The organism is Xenorhabdus budapestensis (assembly GCF_002632465.1).
Lineage (GTDB): Bacteria > Pseudomonadota > Gammaproteobacteria > Enterobacterales > Enterobacteriaceae > Xenorhabdus > Xenorhabdus budapestensis.
The window spans coordinates 17,876-36,888 of sequence record NZ_NIBS01000013.1 but is presented as its reverse complement, the minus strand read 5'-3'; the positions used below and the strand labels follow the sequence as shown (position 1 = coordinate 36,888).

Annotated in this window: 15 protein-coding genes; 3 read left to right on the top strand and 12 right to left on the bottom strand. The window is 41.3% G+C overall.

Going from position 1 to position 19,013, the window contains the following annotated elements:
* Window positions 1–9: 9 nt before the first annotated feature.
* The 9 genes from Xbud_RS12330 to leuO all read right to left on the bottom strand — a co-directional run bounded on the left by Xbud_RS12330 (window position 10) and on the right by leuO (window position 10,758).
* The gene (locus Xbud_RS12330) at window positions 10–1,764 is read right to left on the bottom strand and encodes a peptidoglycan glycosyltransferase FtsI (RefSeq protein WP_099136339.1); all 1,755 of its coding nucleotides are present in this window, start codon (window positions 1,762–1,764) and stop codon (window positions 10–12) included.
* Between the two features lie 27 nt (window positions 1,765–1,791).
* Window positions 1,792–2,112, bottom strand: coding sequence for a cell division protein FtsL (gene ftsL, locus Xbud_RS12325; RefSeq protein WP_047681743.1), 321 nt, complete (start codon window positions 2,110–2,112; stop codon window positions 1,792–1,794).
* Window positions 2,109–3,053 (bottom strand): 16S rRNA (cytosine(1402)-N(4))-methyltransferase RsmH, encoded by a 945-nt coding sequence (rsmH, locus tag Xbud_RS12320; RefSeq protein WP_099136338.1) that lies wholly within the window; start codon window positions 3,051–3,053, stop codon window positions 2,109–2,111. The genes ftsL and rsmH overlap by 4 nt, the downstream gene beginning before the upstream one ends.
* Before the next feature lie 2 nt (window positions 3,054–3,055).
* Entirely contained in the window at window positions 3,056–3,514 is a 459-nt protein-coding gene (mraZ, locus tag Xbud_RS12315; protein WP_099136337.1) for a division/cell wall cluster transcriptional repressor MraZ, read from the bottom strand.
* Between the two features lie 657 nt (window positions 3,515–4,171).
* A complete protein-coding gene (cra, locus tag Xbud_RS12310) occupies window positions 4,172–5,179 on the bottom strand; it encodes a catabolite repressor/activator (RefSeq protein WP_099136336.1) in 1,008 nt (335 codons plus the stop codon).
* Between the two features lie 89 nt (window positions 5,180–5,268).
* Window positions 5,269–5,760 carry an acetolactate synthase small subunit gene (gene ilvN, locus Xbud_RS12305; RefSeq protein WP_169923067.1) on the bottom strand — a complete coding sequence of 164 codons (492 nt, stop codon included), beginning with the start codon at window positions 5,758–5,760 and terminating at the stop codon, window positions 5,269–5,271.
* A gap of 2 nt (window positions 5,761–5,762) precedes the next feature.
* Entirely contained in the window at window positions 5,763–7,490 is a 1,728-nt protein-coding gene (ilvI, locus tag Xbud_RS12300; protein ID WP_099136335.1) for an acetolactate synthase 3 large subunit, read from the bottom strand.
* A 306-nt stretch (window positions 7,491–7,796) separates the two neighbouring features.
* Window positions 7,797–9,596, bottom strand: coding sequence for an AMP-dependent synthetase/ligase (locus Xbud_RS12295; RefSeq protein ID WP_416778763.1), 1,800 nt, complete (start codon window positions 9,594–9,596; stop codon window positions 7,797–7,799).
* Between the two features lie 208 nt (window positions 9,597–9,804).
* Window positions 9,805–10,758 carry a transcriptional regulator LeuO gene (gene leuO, locus Xbud_RS12290; protein ID WP_099136333.1) on the bottom strand — a complete coding sequence of 318 codons (954 nt, stop codon included), beginning with the start codon at window positions 10,756–10,758 and terminating at the stop codon, window positions 9,805–9,807.
* Window positions 10,759–11,815: 1,057 nt separating this feature from the next.
* Between leuO and leuA the strand changes: the two genes are divergently transcribed.
* The 3 genes from leuA to mutH all read left to right on the top strand — a co-directional run bounded on the left by leuA (window position 11,816) and on the right by mutH (window position 16,226).
* Window positions 11,816–13,432, top strand: coding sequence for a 2-isopropylmalate synthase (gene leuA, locus Xbud_RS12285; RefSeq protein ID WP_244589943.1), 1,617 nt, complete (start codon window positions 11,816–11,818; stop codon window positions 13,430–13,432).
* A gap of 2 nt (window positions 13,433–13,434) precedes the next feature.
* Window positions 13,435–14,562 carry a 3-isopropylmalate dehydrogenase gene (leuB, locus tag Xbud_RS12280; protein WP_099136332.1) on the top strand — a complete coding sequence of 376 codons (1,128 nt, stop codon included), beginning with the start codon at window positions 13,435–13,437 and terminating at the stop codon, window positions 14,560–14,562.
* A 974-nt stretch (window positions 14,563–15,536) separates the two neighbouring features.
* Window positions 15,537–16,226, top strand: coding sequence for a DNA mismatch repair endonuclease MutH (mutH, locus tag Xbud_RS12275; RefSeq protein ID WP_099136331.1), 690 nt, complete (start codon window positions 15,537–15,539; stop codon window positions 16,224–16,226).
* Window positions 16,227–16,479: 253 nt separating this feature from the next.
* Here mutH and Xbud_RS12270 read toward each other — a convergent pair whose 3' ends face one another.
* The 3 genes from Xbud_RS12270 to Xbud_RS12260 form a co-directional block, all read right to left on the bottom strand.
* Window positions 16,480–16,878, bottom strand: coding sequence for a hypothetical protein (locus tag Xbud_RS12270; protein ID WP_099136330.1), 399 nt, complete (start codon window positions 16,876–16,878; stop codon window positions 16,480–16,482).
* Between the two features lie 212 nt (window positions 16,879–17,090).
* A complete protein-coding gene (gene def, locus Xbud_RS12265) occupies window positions 17,091–17,597 on the bottom strand; it encodes a peptide deformylase (protein WP_099136329.1) in 507 nt (168 codons plus the stop codon).
* Window positions 17,598–17,846: 249 nt separating this feature from the next.
* Window positions 17,847–19,001 carry a trans-sulfuration enzyme family protein gene (locus Xbud_RS12260; protein WP_099136328.1) on the bottom strand — a complete coding sequence of 385 codons (1,155 nt, stop codon included), beginning with the start codon at window positions 18,999–19,001 and terminating at the stop codon, window positions 17,847–17,849.
* Window positions 19,002–19,013: the final 12 nt, after the last annotated feature.

Here is a 19,013-nt window from a genome sequence, read left to right as displayed (position 1 = left end):
CGTCACAAATTAGTTATTAACTACGAACTCTTTTTTATCGTTCGCAGGCAATGCATCAGGCTCAACGTTCATCGTACGGAGAACACCACTCATGATGTTGCCGAAAATAGGCGCTGAAACTGCACCGCCATAATATTTACCTGCTTGTGGCTCATCGACAATCACAACCAGTGCAAAACGTGGGTTACTCGCAGGCGCAACTCCTGCGGTATAAGAGATATATTTATTGACATATTTACCATCCGGCCCGACTTTTTTCGCTGTACCGGTTTTGATTGCAATGCGGTAACCTTTTATCGCCGCACGTACCCCACCTCCACCAGGTAATGCCACACTCTCCATCATGTGCACCACTGTGTGCATGATATTCTCAGGAAATACTCGAGTACCCGGAACTGGGGGATCGACCTTAGTAATTGACAATGGGCGATAAATACCGAAGCTGCCTATTGTTGCGTAGACTCGCGCTAACTGTAACGGTGTTACCATCAGCCCATAGCCGTAAGAGAAGGAGGCCCTCTCAAGATCAGACCACCGTTGTCTATTTTTTGGAAACACACCACTCTTTTCTCCGACCAACCCCAAATCGGTCGGTTTCCCCATCCCGAAGCGGTAATAAACATCTACCAGCTCCGAGGCAGGCATCGCTAACGCCAGTTTAGAAACACCAACGTTACTCGACTTCTGTAAAATCCCCGTGATGGTTAACTCAGGACGTGGAGCTACGTCTTTGATTTCATGTCCCCTCGAACCATACATCAATCGGTAAGGTCTGGTATCCAACACGGTATTTTCTTTAACAATGCCACTATTCAGCGCACTCATCACAACCAGCGGTTTCACTGTAGAACCGGGTTCGAACATATCAGTAATGGTACGATTACGCATGGCATCTTTTGGCGTTCCCGCCAGATTATTCGGGTTATAAGACGGGCTGTTTGCCATTGCCAACACTTCGCCGGTGTTAATGTCTACCAATACGGCAGAGCCAGATTCCGCCTTGTTAAGTACCACAGCTTTCGTCAATTCCCGATAAACCAAAGTCTGAAGACGCTCATCAATACTGAGAGCCAAATCATGGGCAGCTCTTCTGTCTGTAGATGAAACATCTTCAATAACTCGTCCGGTACGATCTTTACGAACAGTCCGGGTTCCCGGCTTACCTGTCAGCCAGCTATCGAAACTCTTTTCCACCCCCTCGATACCATTGCCATCAATATTGGTCACACCAATAATATGTGCAGTCACCTGTCCTGCCGGATAATAACGGCGGGACTCCTGACGCAGATAGATACCCGGAAGTTTCAGTTTTCCAACATAATCACCAATAGAGGTATTAACTTGACGAGCAAGATAAACAAAACGCCCTTTAGGATATTCATTGATTTTACTGGTTAACTGATCAAGAGGAATGGAGAGCGCATCAGCCAACGCCTGCCAACGGGTGTCATCCGTAATACCGCCTTTTTCAAAGATTTCTTTGGGATCCGCCCAGACAGCATCTACAGGTATACTGACTGCCAGTGGGCGTCCATTACGATCGTTAATCATGCCACGGGCAGTCGGAATAGATTGGACACGCAGAGAGCGGGAATCCCCTTCTTTCACCAAACGGTCAGGATTGATGATCTGCAAATAAGCCACTCGAATCAAAAGCCCGATTAAAGCAAGCGAAATGCCTCCACACAGCAAGACAAAACGCCATCTGACAAAACTGGCTTTATCTTCTTGTTTTTTCAACTTTAAAGAGCGTGCAGCTTTCATCGCCTACCTTTTAGTTGTCAACTGGACTTATTGAGTAATCACAATGTTTTCTTGTACCGGATCGACATGTTGCATATGAAATTTTTCAGTCGCTATAGATTCGATCCGACTGTGGTCACCCAATGCATTTTCTTCAAGGAGCAAGTTACGCCATTCAATATCCTGAGCATCAATCTGAATTGCCTGACGTTCCTTCTCCGCAGTCAATAAGCGGGTCTGATGGGTGACCGTCACAACACTGATCGCTGAAATCACTACAGCCACCAGTAAAATCAATGGGATTTTGGCATTGCGGATTAAATCGCTGCCAATGACTCCCACTAATCCATGACGTTCACCTGCCATTATTCACCTGCCTTTTCAGCAAATCGCAATACCGAGCTTCTTGCTCTCGGATTGGTTGCCACTTCATCCCCTGAGGGTTTCAACCTGCCAATTGATTTCAGACTACGCCCCCCTAATGCTTTTAATTGCACTTCGGTAAGAGGCAAACCTGCTGGAACCTGTGGCCCCTGACTATGTTGCTGGATAAAGCGTTTCACTATGCGATCTTCCAACGAGTGGAAACTGATGACTGATAATCGCCCTTGTGGTGCTAAAACCTGTAATGCACCTTCCAATGCACGTTCTATTTCTTCCAGTTCACTGTTAATGTAGATCCTGATAGCCTGAAAACTGCGTGTCGCAGGATGCTTATGTTTCTCCTTAATTGGACTCGCCTGAGCAATTAGCTCTGCCAATTCTCTGGTCCGCATGATGGGTTCTTCCTGATTGCGAGCAACAATGGCTCTCGCAATACGTTTGGCAAAACGTTCTTCACCAAAAGTTTTCAGTACCCACGCAATATCATCTGCTTCAGCCTTCATCAACCATTCTGAGGCTGGTTGTCCCCGGGTGGGATCCATCCGCATATCCAGAGGCCCATCACGCATAAATGAGAAACCACGTTCAGGATCATCTAGTTGCGGTGAAGACACTCCCAAATCCAGCAATATACCATCAATTTTTCCAGCCAGACCTGCATCTCTTACATAGGCAGCCAAGTCTGAAAACGGCCCATGAGTAATCGAGAAACGCGGGTCAGTAATTGCTTTTGATGCTTCAATGGCCTGCGGATCGCGATCTATTGCCATCAAACGACCATTCGGCCCCAACTTTGATAGAATCAGGCGAGAGTGCCCCCCTCGCCCGAATGTTCCATCAATATAAATTCCATCTTCCCGGATATTCAGTCCATTGACAGCTTCATCCAGTAATACACTGGTATGCTTAAAATGACTATTTGCCATGTTTATAGTGATAAATCCTGTAGCCTTGCTGATAAAGGTTCATGTGTGGATTGTTCAGCAGCAATGTCACTCTGTACCTGCTGATACCAAACTTGCTCATCCCACAATTCAAATTTATTAAACTGCCCAACCAGCATGACTTCTTTTGTTAGCCCTGCATGCTGACGCAAGGTATTGGCTAACAAAAGACGCCCTGCACTGTCCATTTGGCATTCACTAGCGTGTCCTAATAACAAACGTTGAACGCGACGTTCAGCTGGATTCATGCTGGATAAGCGAGATAATTTTTCTTCGATGATTTCCCATTCGGGTAATGTATAAAGCAACAGACACGGCTGGTGAAGATCAATTGTACAAACCATTTGACCTTTTGATTCCGTATTCAATGTTTCCCTATATCGGGTAGGTACAGTAAGTCGCCCTTTAGTATCGAGATTAACCAGCGTTGCTCCACGAAACATACTCAGGTTACCCCTTAGTGGCCCAAATCTCCACATTATCCCACAAATCACCACAATTAAGAGTTTACGGATGGTATTAAAACCTTGTCAAGCCAGAGCCGATGTGCTTTAGCTAGATTTACAGAAAGATTTAAGAGAGAAAAAGACGGATTTTTCAGATTTAGTAATATTAATAAAATATAACATTATGATAAATCTGAATTATTTAATTATGCTGGCAGGGTTAACCTGAAAAAAATTTTTTAGGGCAAATAATTACCACTTAAATTAATTTATGTAATGCATATCTCATTATTGCCCAATTGTTAATCAGTGGTAATCTATCAATAATAAAAATATACTCAAGTTAAAATAGTATAAAAAGTAATAATAAAACGAAATAAAATAGAATACTAAAAACCATAATTATTTTAATATCAAATAAATAGGATATTTTCTCTCATTAAAGAAATAACTTTCATTTATAATGTTATTTTAAAAGAAAAAATCTATTTTTTTTCACCTTCAATAGCATATTCACTATTTTTTCACTCATAGATTTTCGATTAGAAAAATTTTAGTAAGAATAATCTCAAAATTAAGTCAACGAATTTATTTGAATAATTTTAGATACATGATATGGCATATAGCACCCTCATATTACATGAGGGCACCCCATCAGGCTTTACGGCTCAAACTTCCGCGGCGACATAAATGACGGCGCATACGTGTTATTCCCGGCTCTGGTCTCTGTTTTTCATCCAGACTAGCTAATACCAGCAACAAAGCCTGTTCAGCAACATCACGATGGCGTTGTGCCACTGATAATACCGGACATTCAAGGAAATCGAGCAATTCATGGTCACCAAATGTTGCAATGACTAATTGTTCCGGCAATCGCCCACTGCGCTTAAGAATGGTATCCATCACGCCCTGGAGCAAAGCAAATGAAGTTGTGTATAACGCCTGAGGCACTGGATTATTTTCCAACCATGAAGCAAAAACTTCTGCTGCGGCTTCACGTTCATAACTGTTCGCATAAAGATAGTTCACTTCACGCGGATCATTTTCCCATGCTTCGCGGAACCCTTGCTCGCGTAAGAAACTAACTGATAATTCAGGCAGTGCTCCCAAATAAAGAACAGATTCTGACGGGAATTGACTCAATTCCTGTGCCAGCATTTTCGCATCTTCAAGATCATCACCGACAACACTGACAAAATGTTCACTATCCAATGCACGATCAAGTGCGATAATCGGCAGAGAGCGATTTGTCCAACGCTGATAGAATGGATGTTCAGGAGGAAGAGCGGTGGAAACAATAATAGCATCCACTTGCCGTTGCAAAAGATGTTCAACACAACGCATTTCATTATCTGGCTGATCTTCAGAACAGGCTATCAATAACTGATATCCGCGTTGCCGCGCCTGACGTTCAAGATAGTTAGCGATGCGGGTGTAACTCGTGTTTTCCAAATCCGGTATCACTAAACCAATTGAACGGGTACGCCCCGCCCGGAGACCAGCGGCAACAGCATTAGGATGGTAGTTATGCTCCCTGACCACTGCCATCACTTTTTCTACTGTTTTATCGCTGACCCGATACTGTTTGGCTTTACCATTGATAACATAACTGGCCGTAGTACGTGAAACCCCTGCTAAGCGGGCGATCTCATCCAGTTTCACATTAACCTCTCAGTAATATGATAGAAAAAGCCCTACTTTACAGTAGGGCCCGGTAAATATCTGTATATTAACCCGCAGATTGCGATCTTTCATCGCATAATTTTCTCACCACGGCTAACGCCAACAATGCCTGAACGGGCAACTTCCACGATTTCTGCCACCTCGCGCACAGCATCAAGAAACGCATCCAGTTTTTCGCTCGTGCCCACTAACTGGACGGTATACAACGTTGAAGTGACATCAACGATCTGCCCGCGAAAGATATCTGTGCTACGTTTGATTTCTTCACGGCCATATCCACTGGCCTGCAACTTTGCCAACATAATTTCACGTTCAACATGAGCACCAGCCGTTAACTCGTTGACTCGCAGAACATCCACCAGCTTGTGCAGTTGTTTTTCAATCTGCTCTAGTACTTTAGCATCGCCTTTGGTTTGAATAGTCATACGTGACAATGTTGGGTCTTCCGTTGGTGCCACTGTCAGACTTTCAATATTATAGCCACGTTGGGAAAACAGCCCCACCACACGAGACAATGCTCCTGATTCGTTTTCAAGTAATACAGACAAAATCCGGCGCATGATCAGGTCCTCTCTGTTTTGCTTAACCACATCTCATCCATTGCTCCACCCCGGATCTGCATTGGATAAACGTGTTCTGTTTCATCAACGGTAACATCAACAAAAACCAGACGCTGGTTTTCAGTCACTTCACGCAAAGCCTGGGTCAGTTTATTTTCCAATTCATCATACGTTCGGATAGATACACCAATGTGACCATAAGCCTCTGCTAATTTGACGAAATCAGGTAGTGACTCCATATAGGATTGAGAGTGGCGACCTGAGTAAATTATATCCTGCCACTGTTTCACCATCCCTAAAAAACGGTTGTTTAAGTTCAGTACCAGCACCGGCAAACCATACTGCAATGCAGTGGACAGTTCCTGAATATTCATCTGAATACTGCCATCTCCTGTCACACATACAACTGTCGCTTCTGGTTTCGCCAACTTAACACCCAGTGCTGCGGGCAAACCAAATCCCATAGTTCCTAAGCCACCGGAGTTAATCCAGTGTCTTGGCTCATCAAATGGATAATGCAGTGCGGCGAACATCTGATGCTGACCAACATCTGATGCGAGATAGGCTTTTCCTTCGGTCAGGCGATAAAGAGTTTCAATCACCGCCTGCGGTTTTATCTTCGGACTGGTGCGATCATAATCAAGGCACTTGCGACTACGCCACTGTTCAATGGAAAGCCACCAATCTTTTATGGCATCCGGGTCTTGTGTATCTTCCGTTGTATCCAACAACTCCAACATCTGACCAAGTACCTGTTTAGCGTCACCCACAATCGGAATATCAGCCGTTACAGTTTTAGAAATCGATGTCGGATCGATATCAATGTGTAATACCGTCGCTTCCGGGCAATATTTAGCAAGATTATTGGTAGTGCGATCATCAAAACGCACCCCCACAGCGAAAATAACATCAGAATTGTGCATTGCTTTGTTGGCTTCAAACGTGCCATGCATTCCCAACATTCCCAAACTCTGCCGATGAGTAGCAGGGAAAGCTCCAAGCCCCATCAGCGAACTGACAACAGGAATATGAAAACGCTCCGCCAGTTTCAGCAATTGCGGTGAACACCCCGAGCTGATAGCGCCACCACCCACATACAGCACTGGCTTTTTCGCATCCAGCAGTGTTTTCAGCGTACGCTTAATCTGTCCCTTATGCCCCTGTATAGTGGGGTTATAAGAACGCATCCTGATTTTTTCTGGATAAACATATGGAAATTTCAGTGCTGGATTGACGGTATCCTTAGGGAAATCAATAACAATCGGCCCTGGACGGCCGCTTGCCGCCAGATAGAAGGCTTTCTTGATTGTACTTGGGATATCTTCTGCTTTCTTCACCAGAAAACTATGTTTTACGATAGGGCGGGAGATCCCTACCATATCACATTCCTGAAAAGCATCATTACCTATCAGAGAGCTGGGCACCTGACCAGACAACACAACCATCGGAACTGAATCCATATAGGCTGTTGCAATTCCCGTGATAGCGTTGGTTGCTCCTGGCCCTGAAGTGACCAATACAACCCCTGTTTTTCCCGTTGAACGAGTATATCCATCTGCCATATGAACAGCTCCCTGTTCATGACGAACCAGAATATGCTCTATTCCCCCAACCGTATGCAGGGCATCATAAATATCCAGAACTGCCCCGCCCGGATAACCGAATACATGTTCAACGCCCTGATCGATTAACGATCTGACGACCATTTCGGCTCCTGACAACATCTCCATCGAGTTTGCCTCCAGGCTCTGTTTGCAAGTTAATGTCAGAACTTCATAAGGCTATCAAGAAAAACAACCTTACTTATTCCATTTCTTATTTATATAAAGTGAATATTCAATAAGCGTATTTAATAACGCTCATTTCATGAATACACTAAGCCATTAACATAACGTTAGATACCAAGGTTATCAAACATCAATTCACATACTAAAAACATTTTTTTAATAAAGATATTGCCATTGAGTTAATTTGAACCAGAAACTGCCGTGTTTTTATGCTGTATTTTTCAATAATCTTTATTTGCCCATTTCCCTTCAATCCCGATACATAGATTCAATTTCACTCTGATAATGCTGTGAGATCACCTTGCGCCGCAATTTTAGCGTTGGTGTTAATTCACCTTTTTCCATGGAAAAAGCCTCTGGCAACAGAGTAAAACGTTTCACCTGATGGAATTTCGCAATATTTTTTTGTAATTCTTTCAGGCGTTGTTCAAATAACTCGATAACCTGATGATTACGCAGTAACTCAAGACGATTGTGATAATGGAGATTAATGGATTTTGCGTAATCCTCCAGCGCTTCATAGCTGGGCACAATCAGTGCAGAAACAAACTGACGGGTATCAGCAATAACAGCAATATGTTCAATAAAACGATCCTGACCTAATGTCCCCTCAATCAATTGTGGAGCAATATATTTTCCCGTTGATGTTTTCATTAAATCTTTCAGGCGTTCTGTAATGAACAAATTACCATTATCATCTACCCCTCCGGCATCTCCGGTGCGCAACCAACCATCTTCGGTGAAAGCATGGACAGTTTCTTCCGGCCGATTGAAATATCCCTTCATCACGATTGGGCCACGAACCTGAATTTCGCCCTCTGTACTAATACGAACATCAACTCCGGGTAATGGATTACCAATTGAACCTAACAGATAATTTTTTTCTTCCCAACAGGAAACAGTGGCACAAGTTTCAGTCATACCATAGCCATACTTAATATTGAGTCCAACAGACAAGAAGAAATGCATGATGGAATCGTCAAGGCGTGCTCCCGCGACTGGCAGAAAACGGATCCGGCCCCCCAATATTTGGCGGAGTTTGTCCAATACCAACCGATCAGCCAGTTTTTCGCCACATAACGAAAATGGGCATCCTTTCTTACTGTTTAATTGACGTAACCAACGACTTTCACCCCGTTTGATCGCCCAGTGAAAAATCATTCTGCGCCAAAACGGAGCACGGGAAACTTTTTCCAGGATCGCACTATATACTTTTTCATAAAAACGAGGGACAGAGCACATCACTGTCGGTCGCACATCAACCATCGCCTCACGTACAAAATTTGTGTCAGTCAGATAAACATTCAAAGCGCCTGTATGCATGACGTAATAACTCCATGCACGCTCAAAAATATGAGATAACGGCAGAAAGCTCAGAGATACATCCTGCTCAGTCAACGTTAGTCGCCGGTCATGCAGATAAAGTTGAGCAGCCATATTCTGATAATCCAGCATGACACCTTTAGGCTCTCCTGTTGTGCCTGAGGTATAAATCAGAGTAAAGAGATCATGCAAATTCTGCCCTGCGATACGGCTATCGAGTTCAGATTGATACTGTGACCAATCGGTCGCAATAAATGCCGATAAATACAATGTTTGTGGACATTCTTGTAAATCAACAGATTCATCCAATACAACCAGATGAGTAAGCTGCGGACATAACGCTATCAGAGTCACAGCAACATCATATTGTTCCTGTCCTCCAACGAATAAAACCCGTACGCCTGCATCATTAAGAATAAATGCGGCTTGATCACGACTACTGGTGGAATAAAGCGGTACAGTGACAGCACGTAGCTGTAAGATAGCCAGATCCGCTAATGACCATGCCATTGAGTTATGCGCAAAAATACCGACCTTTTCCTGAATCTCCACACCAAGCGATAACAAGGATTTTGCGATGGATTTTGTTTTCCTATCCACATCCTGCCAGCTCATCTCAAACTGTTCTGATGGTGACCATTGGCGAAATGCAATCTTTTCAGGATACTTGCTGATTTGCTGCTGTAATCGCGTGATCAAGTGATAGGAGTGCAAAGAATTTGTTATCACAATATATTCCTGTTCTAAATCTTCGGTTCATCATATTCAGCAAAGATAACTGACTACTTTTCAGCTTACATGTGTTAGCTATTTTTGCGCAGTCTACCCATTCCTGATGAAAGGGGGAAGAATATTTTTAAGATCTTCTCCCCCCTGACGGGGGAAGTTTGCAGGATTTATCAGATACATATAGATAAGTAGAGTAAAATACACCTTATTCTTGTGCACTAAGATCTCTTAGTAACGATTTCATCCATTGGTGTCCTTTATCTCTGTTCATAGAAGCATGCCATATTAAATAACAAGGACGAGAAATGTCGCTATTGGACAGTGATACCGCTCGTATATTTAATTGTTTGGAATAGTGTTCAACCATCCATTTAGGAGCTATAGCAACCAGATAAGTCTGAGACACAATGTTGAGAACGCTATTTAAATCTGTTCCCTGAAAAGAGATCGAATCCAATAATTCACTATTTTCGTAGTAAGGTTTACTGAATGAATCAGTATTATCTAATGTCACAATCGCATGCCTCTCCTCCAGCAATTGCTGTTGATTGATACATTCATCAATTCTGGGATGGTTTTTAGAAACAGCCAGAACCAACTCGTCATTAAATAATGGGAAATGCTGAAAATCAGGATGTTCAAATTTGGTATAACTGATCACAAATCCTATTTCATGATATTTTAATTGCCTCTCAATATTGTCGCTAATTTGTGTTTTAATCACCACATCAATATTCGGAGAGTGTTTTTTTATTTCTCCAACAATTTGAGCGGCTAAACGGATATCAAGTGGGCTGCAAATAGAAAGATTAAATGTTCTTGTACTATTATCGGGATCAAACCCGGCTCCGGGTAATTCATTATGTACAATCTGAAGTGCCTGCCTAAGTGGCCCGAAAAGCTGCTTTGCCCTTGCTGTTGGCTGAATACCCCGCCCATGCCGTACAAATAACTCATCATCAAACATCGTTTTTAAGCGAGAAACTGCGTTACTGACCGCTGGTTGTGACATACCTAATGCCTGAGCTGCGCGTGTAATGTTCTGCATTTGCATAACGGTATCAAAAACAGTAAGCAAATTGAGATCTACACTACGTAATTGAACTTCACATGGTTCTTTTCTTCCCATACCCGTAGTCACTGAGTTGTATCCAACCATTATTTAATTTCACTCCACTATATTTATTGCAGCGTTCTCATTAAGGAATTAATATTGGCAGCTTTACCATGTATGTAAAATTTCGACATTTTAAAAAGCCATATCAATTAATGAGATCATTTACCCAATTAGTTATAATTTAATTGAGATTGTCACTTGTATAAGAAATATTCATAAGACATATTCTTATCTATACCCTATGGATTCCAATTTATCTTAGAGAATTAGGTATAAAAAGCAGCCGAGAATAACAGGATAACAATTAGAAATAATTCAATAATAAAATAACTGTATTCCAACTGCCAAACTTATATGAACCAAAACCAACTTTTTATATATCGCTAAAAATCATCAAAAATAAACTATCTATCAGAAATTAATGTCTATAACTATCTTAAGAAAGTTTATTTTTATAAAAATTGTCTTCAGAAAGGTTAAGAATTTACATGAATCACAATTAGCAATTCCCAACTAAAAATGACATAAGCAATTAATATCATTAATAATTGTTTTTATTAATATATAAATAATTAATATAATTATTATTTATATATCTAAGAACACCATAGTGAATATTCATTTCATCCCTGTCTCTTCAATGAACATCTGTATAAAAGCACAAACATCATATCTATTATCCTTTAAGGCCGGATTTTACTTCATATATTGATATGAAAAATAGATAAAAACATCGCTAAAAATGTAAAAAATAGTCACCAAGGCTAAAATAAGCACAAAAAAAGAGCTATCAATGAATATTATTTATTCTTAAGTCATTATTTATGCTGCTTGACATTGTTTTGCAGATAACGTATCAATAAATATATCGAATCGATAATACTCGTTTAACAGATTTTTAAAGGTTGACTTACATGATTCACAATTTCCGTCTACTAAGCCTACTACTAATCGCCTTTAATGTGCGCGGTATGCTGGTAGACTGAATTCTAATTTAACCTTTACCAGAGATAAAAAAACCCGCGCCGTACGCGGGTTTTTTTATACCGGCTCGGCGCTCTAAAACTCAACATAACAGCCAATTGACAGGAGCATGACCATGAGCCAGCAAGTCATTATTTTCGATACAACTCTGCGCGACGGGGAACAGGCGTTACAAGCCAGCTTAAGTGTGAAAGAAAAACTGCAAATCGCTTATGCATTGGAGAGACTGGGCGTTGATATCATTGAAGCTGGCTTCCCGGTTTCTTCTCCGGGGGATTTTGAATCAGTCCAGACTATTGCCCGTGAGATTAAAAACAGCCGCATCTGTGCATTGTCTCGCTGTGTTGATAATGATATTGACGTTGCGGCTGAAGCTTTGAGAGTTGCAGAAGCTTTTCGTCTGCATGTATTTTTAGCCACCTCCAGCCTGCATGTCGAACATAAATTAAAAAAAGGGTTTGACGATGTTGTCGAAATGGCAATTCGTTCTATCAAACGAGCACGCAATTATACCGATGATGTCGAGTTTTCCTGTGAAGATGCAGGTCGTTCCAATATCGATAACTTATGTCATATCGTAGAACAGGCTATCAAAGCAGGAGCAACAACGATCAATATTCCTGATACAGTCGGTTATACAATACCCTACCAATTTGGCGGTATTATCCAAACTTTATTTGATCGGGTGCCTAATATTGATCAAGCCATTATTTCTGTCCATTGCCATGATGATTTAGGCATGTCAGTAGCCAATTCTATTACCGCAGTTCAGGCCGGAGCCAGGCAGATTGAGGGAACCATTAATGGCTTAGGCGAACGTGCCGGAAACTGTTCACTGGAAGAAGTGATCATGGCAATCAAAACCCGCCAACAGATGTTAGGAGTGCATACCAACATTAATCACAAAGAAATTTATCGTACCAGCCAATTAGTCAGCCAAATCTGCAATACCCCGATTCCAGCTAATAAAGCAGTTGTAGGCAGTAATGCTTTTGCCCATTCGTCAGGTATTCATCAGGATGGTGTTCTGAAAAACCGCGAAACTTACGAAATCATGACACCAGATTCCATCGGCCTGAAAGATACCCAACTGAATCTGACTTCCCGCTCTGGCCGCTCTGCCGTAAAGCATCGCATGACTGAAATGGGCTATCAGGAACAGGATTATGATCTTGATGCACTGTACCAAGCCTTCCTGCGGTTAGCAGACAAAAAAGGTCAGGTATTTGATTACGATCTGGAAGCATTGGTATTCATTAATCGACAACATCAGGAAAATGAATATTATCAACTGGATTATTTTAGCATCCAATCCGGAACCAATATTGTCCCAACAGCAACTGTGCGTCTGACTTGTGGTGATGAAATTAAATCTGAAGCTGCGACCGGAAATGGGACTGTCGATGCTATCTATCATGCGATTAATCGCGTTACGGGTTATCCACTGAAATTGATCTCCTATCAATTATCCAGCAAAGGTCATGGTGAGGATGCTCTCGGACAGGTCAATATTATTGTGGAATGCTTTGGCCGCCGTTTTCATGGTATGGGCTTGGAAACGGATATCATTGAGTCATCTGCTAAGGCGATGATCCACGCCCTGAACAATATTTGGCAGGCAGAACAGGTTAAAAAAGAAAAGCAACGTATACAAGTCTTTCTTTCTAAAAATATTAACCAGAATATTTCCCAGAAAAACGTGTCTCAGAACGTTACAAAGGAAGCGGAATAACGATGTCAAACCACTCTATTGCAAACAAACAAACATCAACTCACCATCATATTGCAGTATTACCTGGTGACGGCATTGGCCCTGAAGTCATGAAGCAAGCCTACAAGGTGTTGGAAGCTATCCGTCATCGTTTTAATATTCGCATCACAACCAGCGAATACGATATTGGGGGAATTGCCATTGACCGACATGGTTGCCCTTTACCTGAAGCAACAATCGTTGGTTGTGAAAAAGCAGATGCCATCCTGTTTGGCTCCGTTGGGGGCCCCAAGTGGGAACATTTACCACCAGCCAGTCAGCCAGAACGGGGCGCATTGTTACCGTTACGCAAGCATTTCAGACTATTCAGCAATCTGCGACCAGCGCGTTTATATGCTGGCTTAGAATCTTTTTGCCCGCTTCGTCATGATATTGCGGAGAAAGGTTTCGACATTTTATGCGTGCGTGAGTTAACTGGCGGGATCTATTTTGGTCAACCAAAAGGACGGGAAGGTGAAGGAAAATACGAACGCGCTTTTGACACTGAAATCTACCATCGCTTTGAAATAGAACGAATCGCCCGTATTGCTTTCGAATCCGCTCGCAAACGTCAGCACAAAGTCACTTCAATTGATAAAGCGAACGTTTTACAAAGCTCTATTTTGTGGCGTGAAGTCGTTAGTGAGACTGCGAAGGAATATCCTGACGTTGAAGTCAATCACATGTATATCGACAACGCCACCATGCAGTTGATCAAAGATCCTTCTCAATTTGATGTTCTGTTGTGCTCTAATATTTTTGGTGACATTTTATCCGATGAATGTGCCATGATCACCGGTTCAATGGGCATGTTGCCTTCTGCCAGCTTGAATGAAAAAGGATTTGGCTTATATGAACCTGCTGGCGGCTCTGCTCCCGACATCGCTGGCAAAAATATCGCTAACCCAATCGCCCAGATTTTATCCACAGCACTGTTACTACGTTATAGCCTTGGACGTGATGATATTGCAGATACTATTGAAAACACTATCAATGACGCACTGGAACAGGGTTATCGAACGGCTGATTTAGCAGGTAATGACAAAGCAGTCAGCACTGATGAAATGGGGGATATTATCGCCCGATATATTGCCGGGGACGGGGGAAATTAAGCGCTAAAAGTTAAGCACTAAGTTTAAATAAAGAAGGGCTAATATTGAAAAAAGCCAGTAAGTCACCTTACTGGCTGGTATAAAATACCATTACTCAAAAAATCGGGAGTTAGTAAGTGAATTTTCTACTTATAAATGACTTTAAATCTGATTTATTATCGGTTTAATATAAGGAAATAAAAATTGATGATAAAATCAGTGGAGTTCCTCTTTTATGCTGAACCTTCGCTTGGCAACAACAATTCATCCATTTGTGGCAGCACTATCAGGATAAAAACCCTGAAACCACCCTACAGACACTCGCCGATAGTATGAGAGAGGTAAAAATGAACACTTTTGGATGGTTTGACTTTAAATCTGCATGGCTTACACCTCTGAAAGGATAATTCACAGAAAAAGCCAAAGTTATAAACAATTATAGTCTGACAATGATAATTTTATTCACTTTTTCTGTGGATATGTATGTGAAAAAGTCAGGGGTAAGACAGGTATAATTTTCTTTCGCATTTTACAATGTCTTATAAGATTAAATAAATATCTATTATTTTTCATTACGTTAATGTTTATATCTCCCTTTTTTACAACCTGTGCGATATATCACAATTTCTCGATCTTCTCTCACTGAGCAAAGATCAACCAATGGTGAATTTATCCACAGGATATGCCTTTTAGTTAAACAAAAATTGCTTATTTTTGTAGAAAACCACCTTTGATAAGGCTGTAAATCAAACCAGTAATCCCACTTTTTACTACTTATCCCATAAATCTGTGGATAACATGGTGTAAGATCCTGTTTATTATCACTGGGAATAGGTGAACAATAATAATGAGTCTATTTTTAATACTAAAAACACACGTGAAAAAATCTTTTATATCATGCTATTATCAAGTCAATCAGTATACTAATAAACTTATAATGAACTTCCACAACCACGTGTTCATTTTTTGAACATCATTAAATATATCTTATAAACATGCAATTCATACCGCCGACACCACCAGAAAATGAACAGCAATTACTCGAACGTGCTCAATCTCTGGCAGGTTTAAGCATGGGAGAGCTAGCCGCACAAGCTAATCTCCCTATACCACCTAATTTGAAACGTGATAAAGGTTGGGTAGGTATGTTGCTTGAATATTATCTGGGCGCAAATGCGGGCAGTAAACCTGAGCAGGATTTCGAACATATCGGTGTTGAATTGAAAACAATCCCAGTGGACAGAAAAGGTACACCTCTGGAAACAACCTTTGTCTGTGTCGCGCCTTTAACCGGAAACAGTGGTATCACATGGGAAAATTGCCATGTCAGACGCAAATTGTCACGTGTTCTATGGGTGCCTGTTGAAGGAGAAAGAGAAATTCCACTTTCTGAACGTCGTATTGGTTCTCCACTCCTCTGGAGTCCAAATTTGGTTGAAGAAGAACTACTAAGATGTGATTGGGAAGAGTTAATGGATTTAATTGTATTAGGTAAAGTTGAGAATATTACCGCCCGTTATGGTGAAGTACTCCAATTACGCCCGAAGGCGGCAAATAGCCGGGCATTAACAGAAGCTATTGGTGAACATGGTCAACCAATTATGACACTTCCCCGCGGTTTCTATTTAAAGAAAAGTTTTACAGCACCATTATTGGCCCGTCATTTTTTCGTAGGATCTGATTAACGCAGCCAACAAAACTACAACTTGAAAAACGAAGGGGATAAAACAGTTAATAATCATACCCAATATCGTTCTTCCATAATTCCGTATTGACTTAGATTTAATATAGCTCCATTCGTATTTATGGATACGCTAAGACCAGAAACTGCCGCTAAATTCACAACGGCATAATTATTTTTTGTCTGATTTATTGTAATCCTGCGGTGGCCTGGGTATGACCACCTTGCTTAACTTTCGGCATAATAAACCAAATTCATTACCTTTTTCTCAGTATAAAATGAAATTTAGTGTTATCCACTTGATCAATAACTAAGTCGAGCAGAGAGTTTGGAGATATCTTGATTTCAGTAATATCAATATGTCCCGAAGATGGATGGTAGTGAACATAGATAGTTCCAACCAGAGGATAACTACCATTATCCCTGTCCTGAATATAAATAGAACAAGTGATTCGATTACTACTCGCTATTGAAGGAATGTGGGCATACCTGATTTCATTTCCGGTCTTAACCGAAGAAACCTTCAAATGATTAATACCTTCTGCTTCAATCATCATCACATAATTACCGTCCTTAGCATCAGTGGTATCTATCAAGCTCAGGCTGATAATAAAATTAGATTGCTGATAAAATACAATTTCACTTGTCTCAATCACAATAACTCCCCTGTTTATTTCACCATCTAAACAATCACTCAAAAACCAAAACCATTTTATTGCCGCGATAGTTCAAAACCTATTGGGTATAGATTTTAAATCTTTTAATATGTATTTATAATGAATAATTTAAATAATACCAATATATAAATCACACTATTCAATAGTGTTGAAATGAAACTAAAGATACTATTTTCACTGGTAACAATCAGTTAGTTTGCTCTGCTATTCAAATACTTTTTCACTTTTTTTAGCGCCATTTGTCTTTTTAATGGCGATAAGTAATCTATGAAGATAATACCATGCAGGTGGTCAATTTCATGCTGCATAACGATAGACAAAAAATCCTCACTTGCCACTGTAATAGCTTCACCATGCCGATCCAGAGCTTCCACCTTTACTTTTTCAAATCGCTCTACGTCTGCGTAATATCCGGGAATAGATAAGCATCCTTCTTGATTTATAGCCCGACGCTCTTTTTCAACGATTTTAGGGTTGATTAAAACCAGAGGTTGATTGCGTTCTGGTGAAATATCAATGACTAACACAGCTTCTTTTCTCCCCACTTGAGGAGCTGCCAACCCAATACCATTACCCGTGTCATACATTGTTTCCAACATATCATCAATCAGAGTTTGAACATCCTCTACATGAGTGACATCAACGCATTTCTGCTTCAATCTCTCATCAGGAATTGTGAGTATATCTAAAACAGCCATAACCATTCTCCTTTGTTCACGAGGCGGCTAAAACACCTCTTACGTCTGATTCAGAAAAAGTAGTATCTCTTCCCATCCGGATGGATTGAAAAATACTTTACCACTAAAAGGCAAGCACGCTATACCCAATGGATTTCAAGATAGAGGATACAGGCAATTTTAATCAAAATCGGTAAATTATAGTGATAAAAAATGCCAACCGAGAAACCCGGCCAGCATATGACTTTTTATTGTGACCTTATATTTTTTCTACAGATTTTCTGTTCCCAGCGCCTGCGACAAATCTGCAATCAAATCATCCGCATTTTCGATACCCACTGAAATACGAATTAGTTGTGGTGTAATACCTGCCGCCAGACGTTTTTCCAACGGAATAGAAGCATGAGTCATCGTAAATGGCTGACCAATCAGACTTTCTACACCTCCCAGACTTTCTGCCAGCGTAAATAATTTCAGAGCCTTAATCACCCTGTTCGTATAATTATTATCACCTTTCAGCACGATAGAAATCATACCACCAAACCCTTTCATCTGATGTTTTGCCAGTTTATGCTGAGAATGGGAGGCAAGACCGGGATAAAAAACTTTTTTTACTTGTGGTTGCTGCTCTAACCAATGAGCAATCTTCTCTGCGTTGCTGATATGTCGCTCCATACGCAGTGCCAACGTCCGTATTCCACGCAGGACAAGGAAGCTACTGAAAGGATCAAGAATTCCACCAATCGAATTTTGCAGAAAAGCAACCTGCTCTGCCAGTTCAGAATTATTACCTACCACCGCAAGTCCTGCGACAACATCCGAATGGCCGTTCAGGTACTTAGTCGCAGAGTGAACAACAATATCAAACCCTAAATCAAGCGGACGTTGAATATAAGGCGAAGCAAATGTATTGTCCGCAACACTGATAATCTTATGGTGTTGAGCTATCCGGGCAATCGCTGCTAAATCAGCCAGTTTGAGTAGCGGATTAGTGGGTGTTTCAACCCAAATCATTTGGGTATCTGGTTGAATGGCCGCTTCCAGTGCCTCAATATCTCCCGCTTCAACATAGGTAACGCGCAAACCAGCCGTCCGGCGACGTACTTTTTCCAGCAAACGATAGGTTCCGCCATACAGATCATCCACTGCAACAATGTGGCTGTCTTTATCCAGCAACTCCAGAATAGTCGAACTGGCCGCCAGACCAGAGCCAAAAGCATAACCCCGGCTACCATTTTCCAGTTCAGCAATTGCACACTCCAAAGCATCACGTGTAGGATTACCACTGCGGGAATACTCATATCCTGTATGCTGACCCGGTGCTGGTTGTGCATAAGTGGATGTTGCATAAATTGCAGGCATTACAGCACCAGTATGGTCAGGGACGTAGCCAGCATGAACGCTTTTAGTATCAAATTTAGTCATTAAATTATTCCT

What these genes read in the sequence shown, in the direction of transcription:
- mraZ (WP_099136337.1), bottom strand. Translation starts at nt 3,514, where the DNA reads ATGTTTCGTGGAGCAACGCTGGTTAATCTCGATACTAAAGGGCGACTT.
- mutH (WP_099136331.1), top strand. Translation starts at nt 15,537, where the DNA reads ATGCAATTCATACCGCCGACACCACCAGAAAATGAACAGCAATTACTC.
- ilvI (WP_099136335.1), bottom strand. Translation starts at nt 7,490, where the DNA reads ATGGAGATGTTGTCAGGAGCCGAAATGGTCGTCAGATCGTTAATCGAT.
- leuB (WP_099136332.1), top strand. Translation starts at nt 13,435, where the DNA reads ATGTCAAACCACTCTATTGCAAACAAACAAACATCAACTCACCATCAT.
- def (WP_099136329.1), bottom strand. Translation starts at nt 17,597, where the DNA reads ATGGCTGTTTTAGATATACTCACAATTCCTGATGAGAGATTGAAGCAG.
- ilvN (WP_169923067.1), bottom strand. Translation starts at nt 5,760, where the DNA reads ATGCGCCGGATTTTGTCTGTATTACTTGAAAACGAATCAGGAGCATTG.
- leuA (WP_244589943.1), top strand. Translation starts at nt 11,816, where the DNA reads ATGAGCCAGCAAGTCATTATTTTCGATACAACTCTGCGCGACGGGGAA.
- leuO (WP_099136333.1), bottom strand. Translation starts at nt 10,758, where the DNA reads ATGGTTGGATACAACTCAGTGACTACGGGTATGGGAAGAAAAGAACCA.
- Xbud_RS12330 (WP_099136339.1), bottom strand. Translation starts at nt 1,764, where the DNA reads ATGAAAGCTGCACGCTCTTTAAAGTTGAAAAAACAAGAAGATAAAGCC.
- rsmH (WP_099136338.1), bottom strand. Translation starts at nt 3,053, where the DNA reads ATGGCAAATAGTCATTTTAAGCATACCAGTGTATTACTGGATGAAGCT.
- Xbud_RS12260 (WP_099136328.1), bottom strand. Translation starts at nt 19,001, where the DNA reads ATGACTAAATTTGATACTAAAAGCGTTCATGCTGGCTACGTCCCTGAC.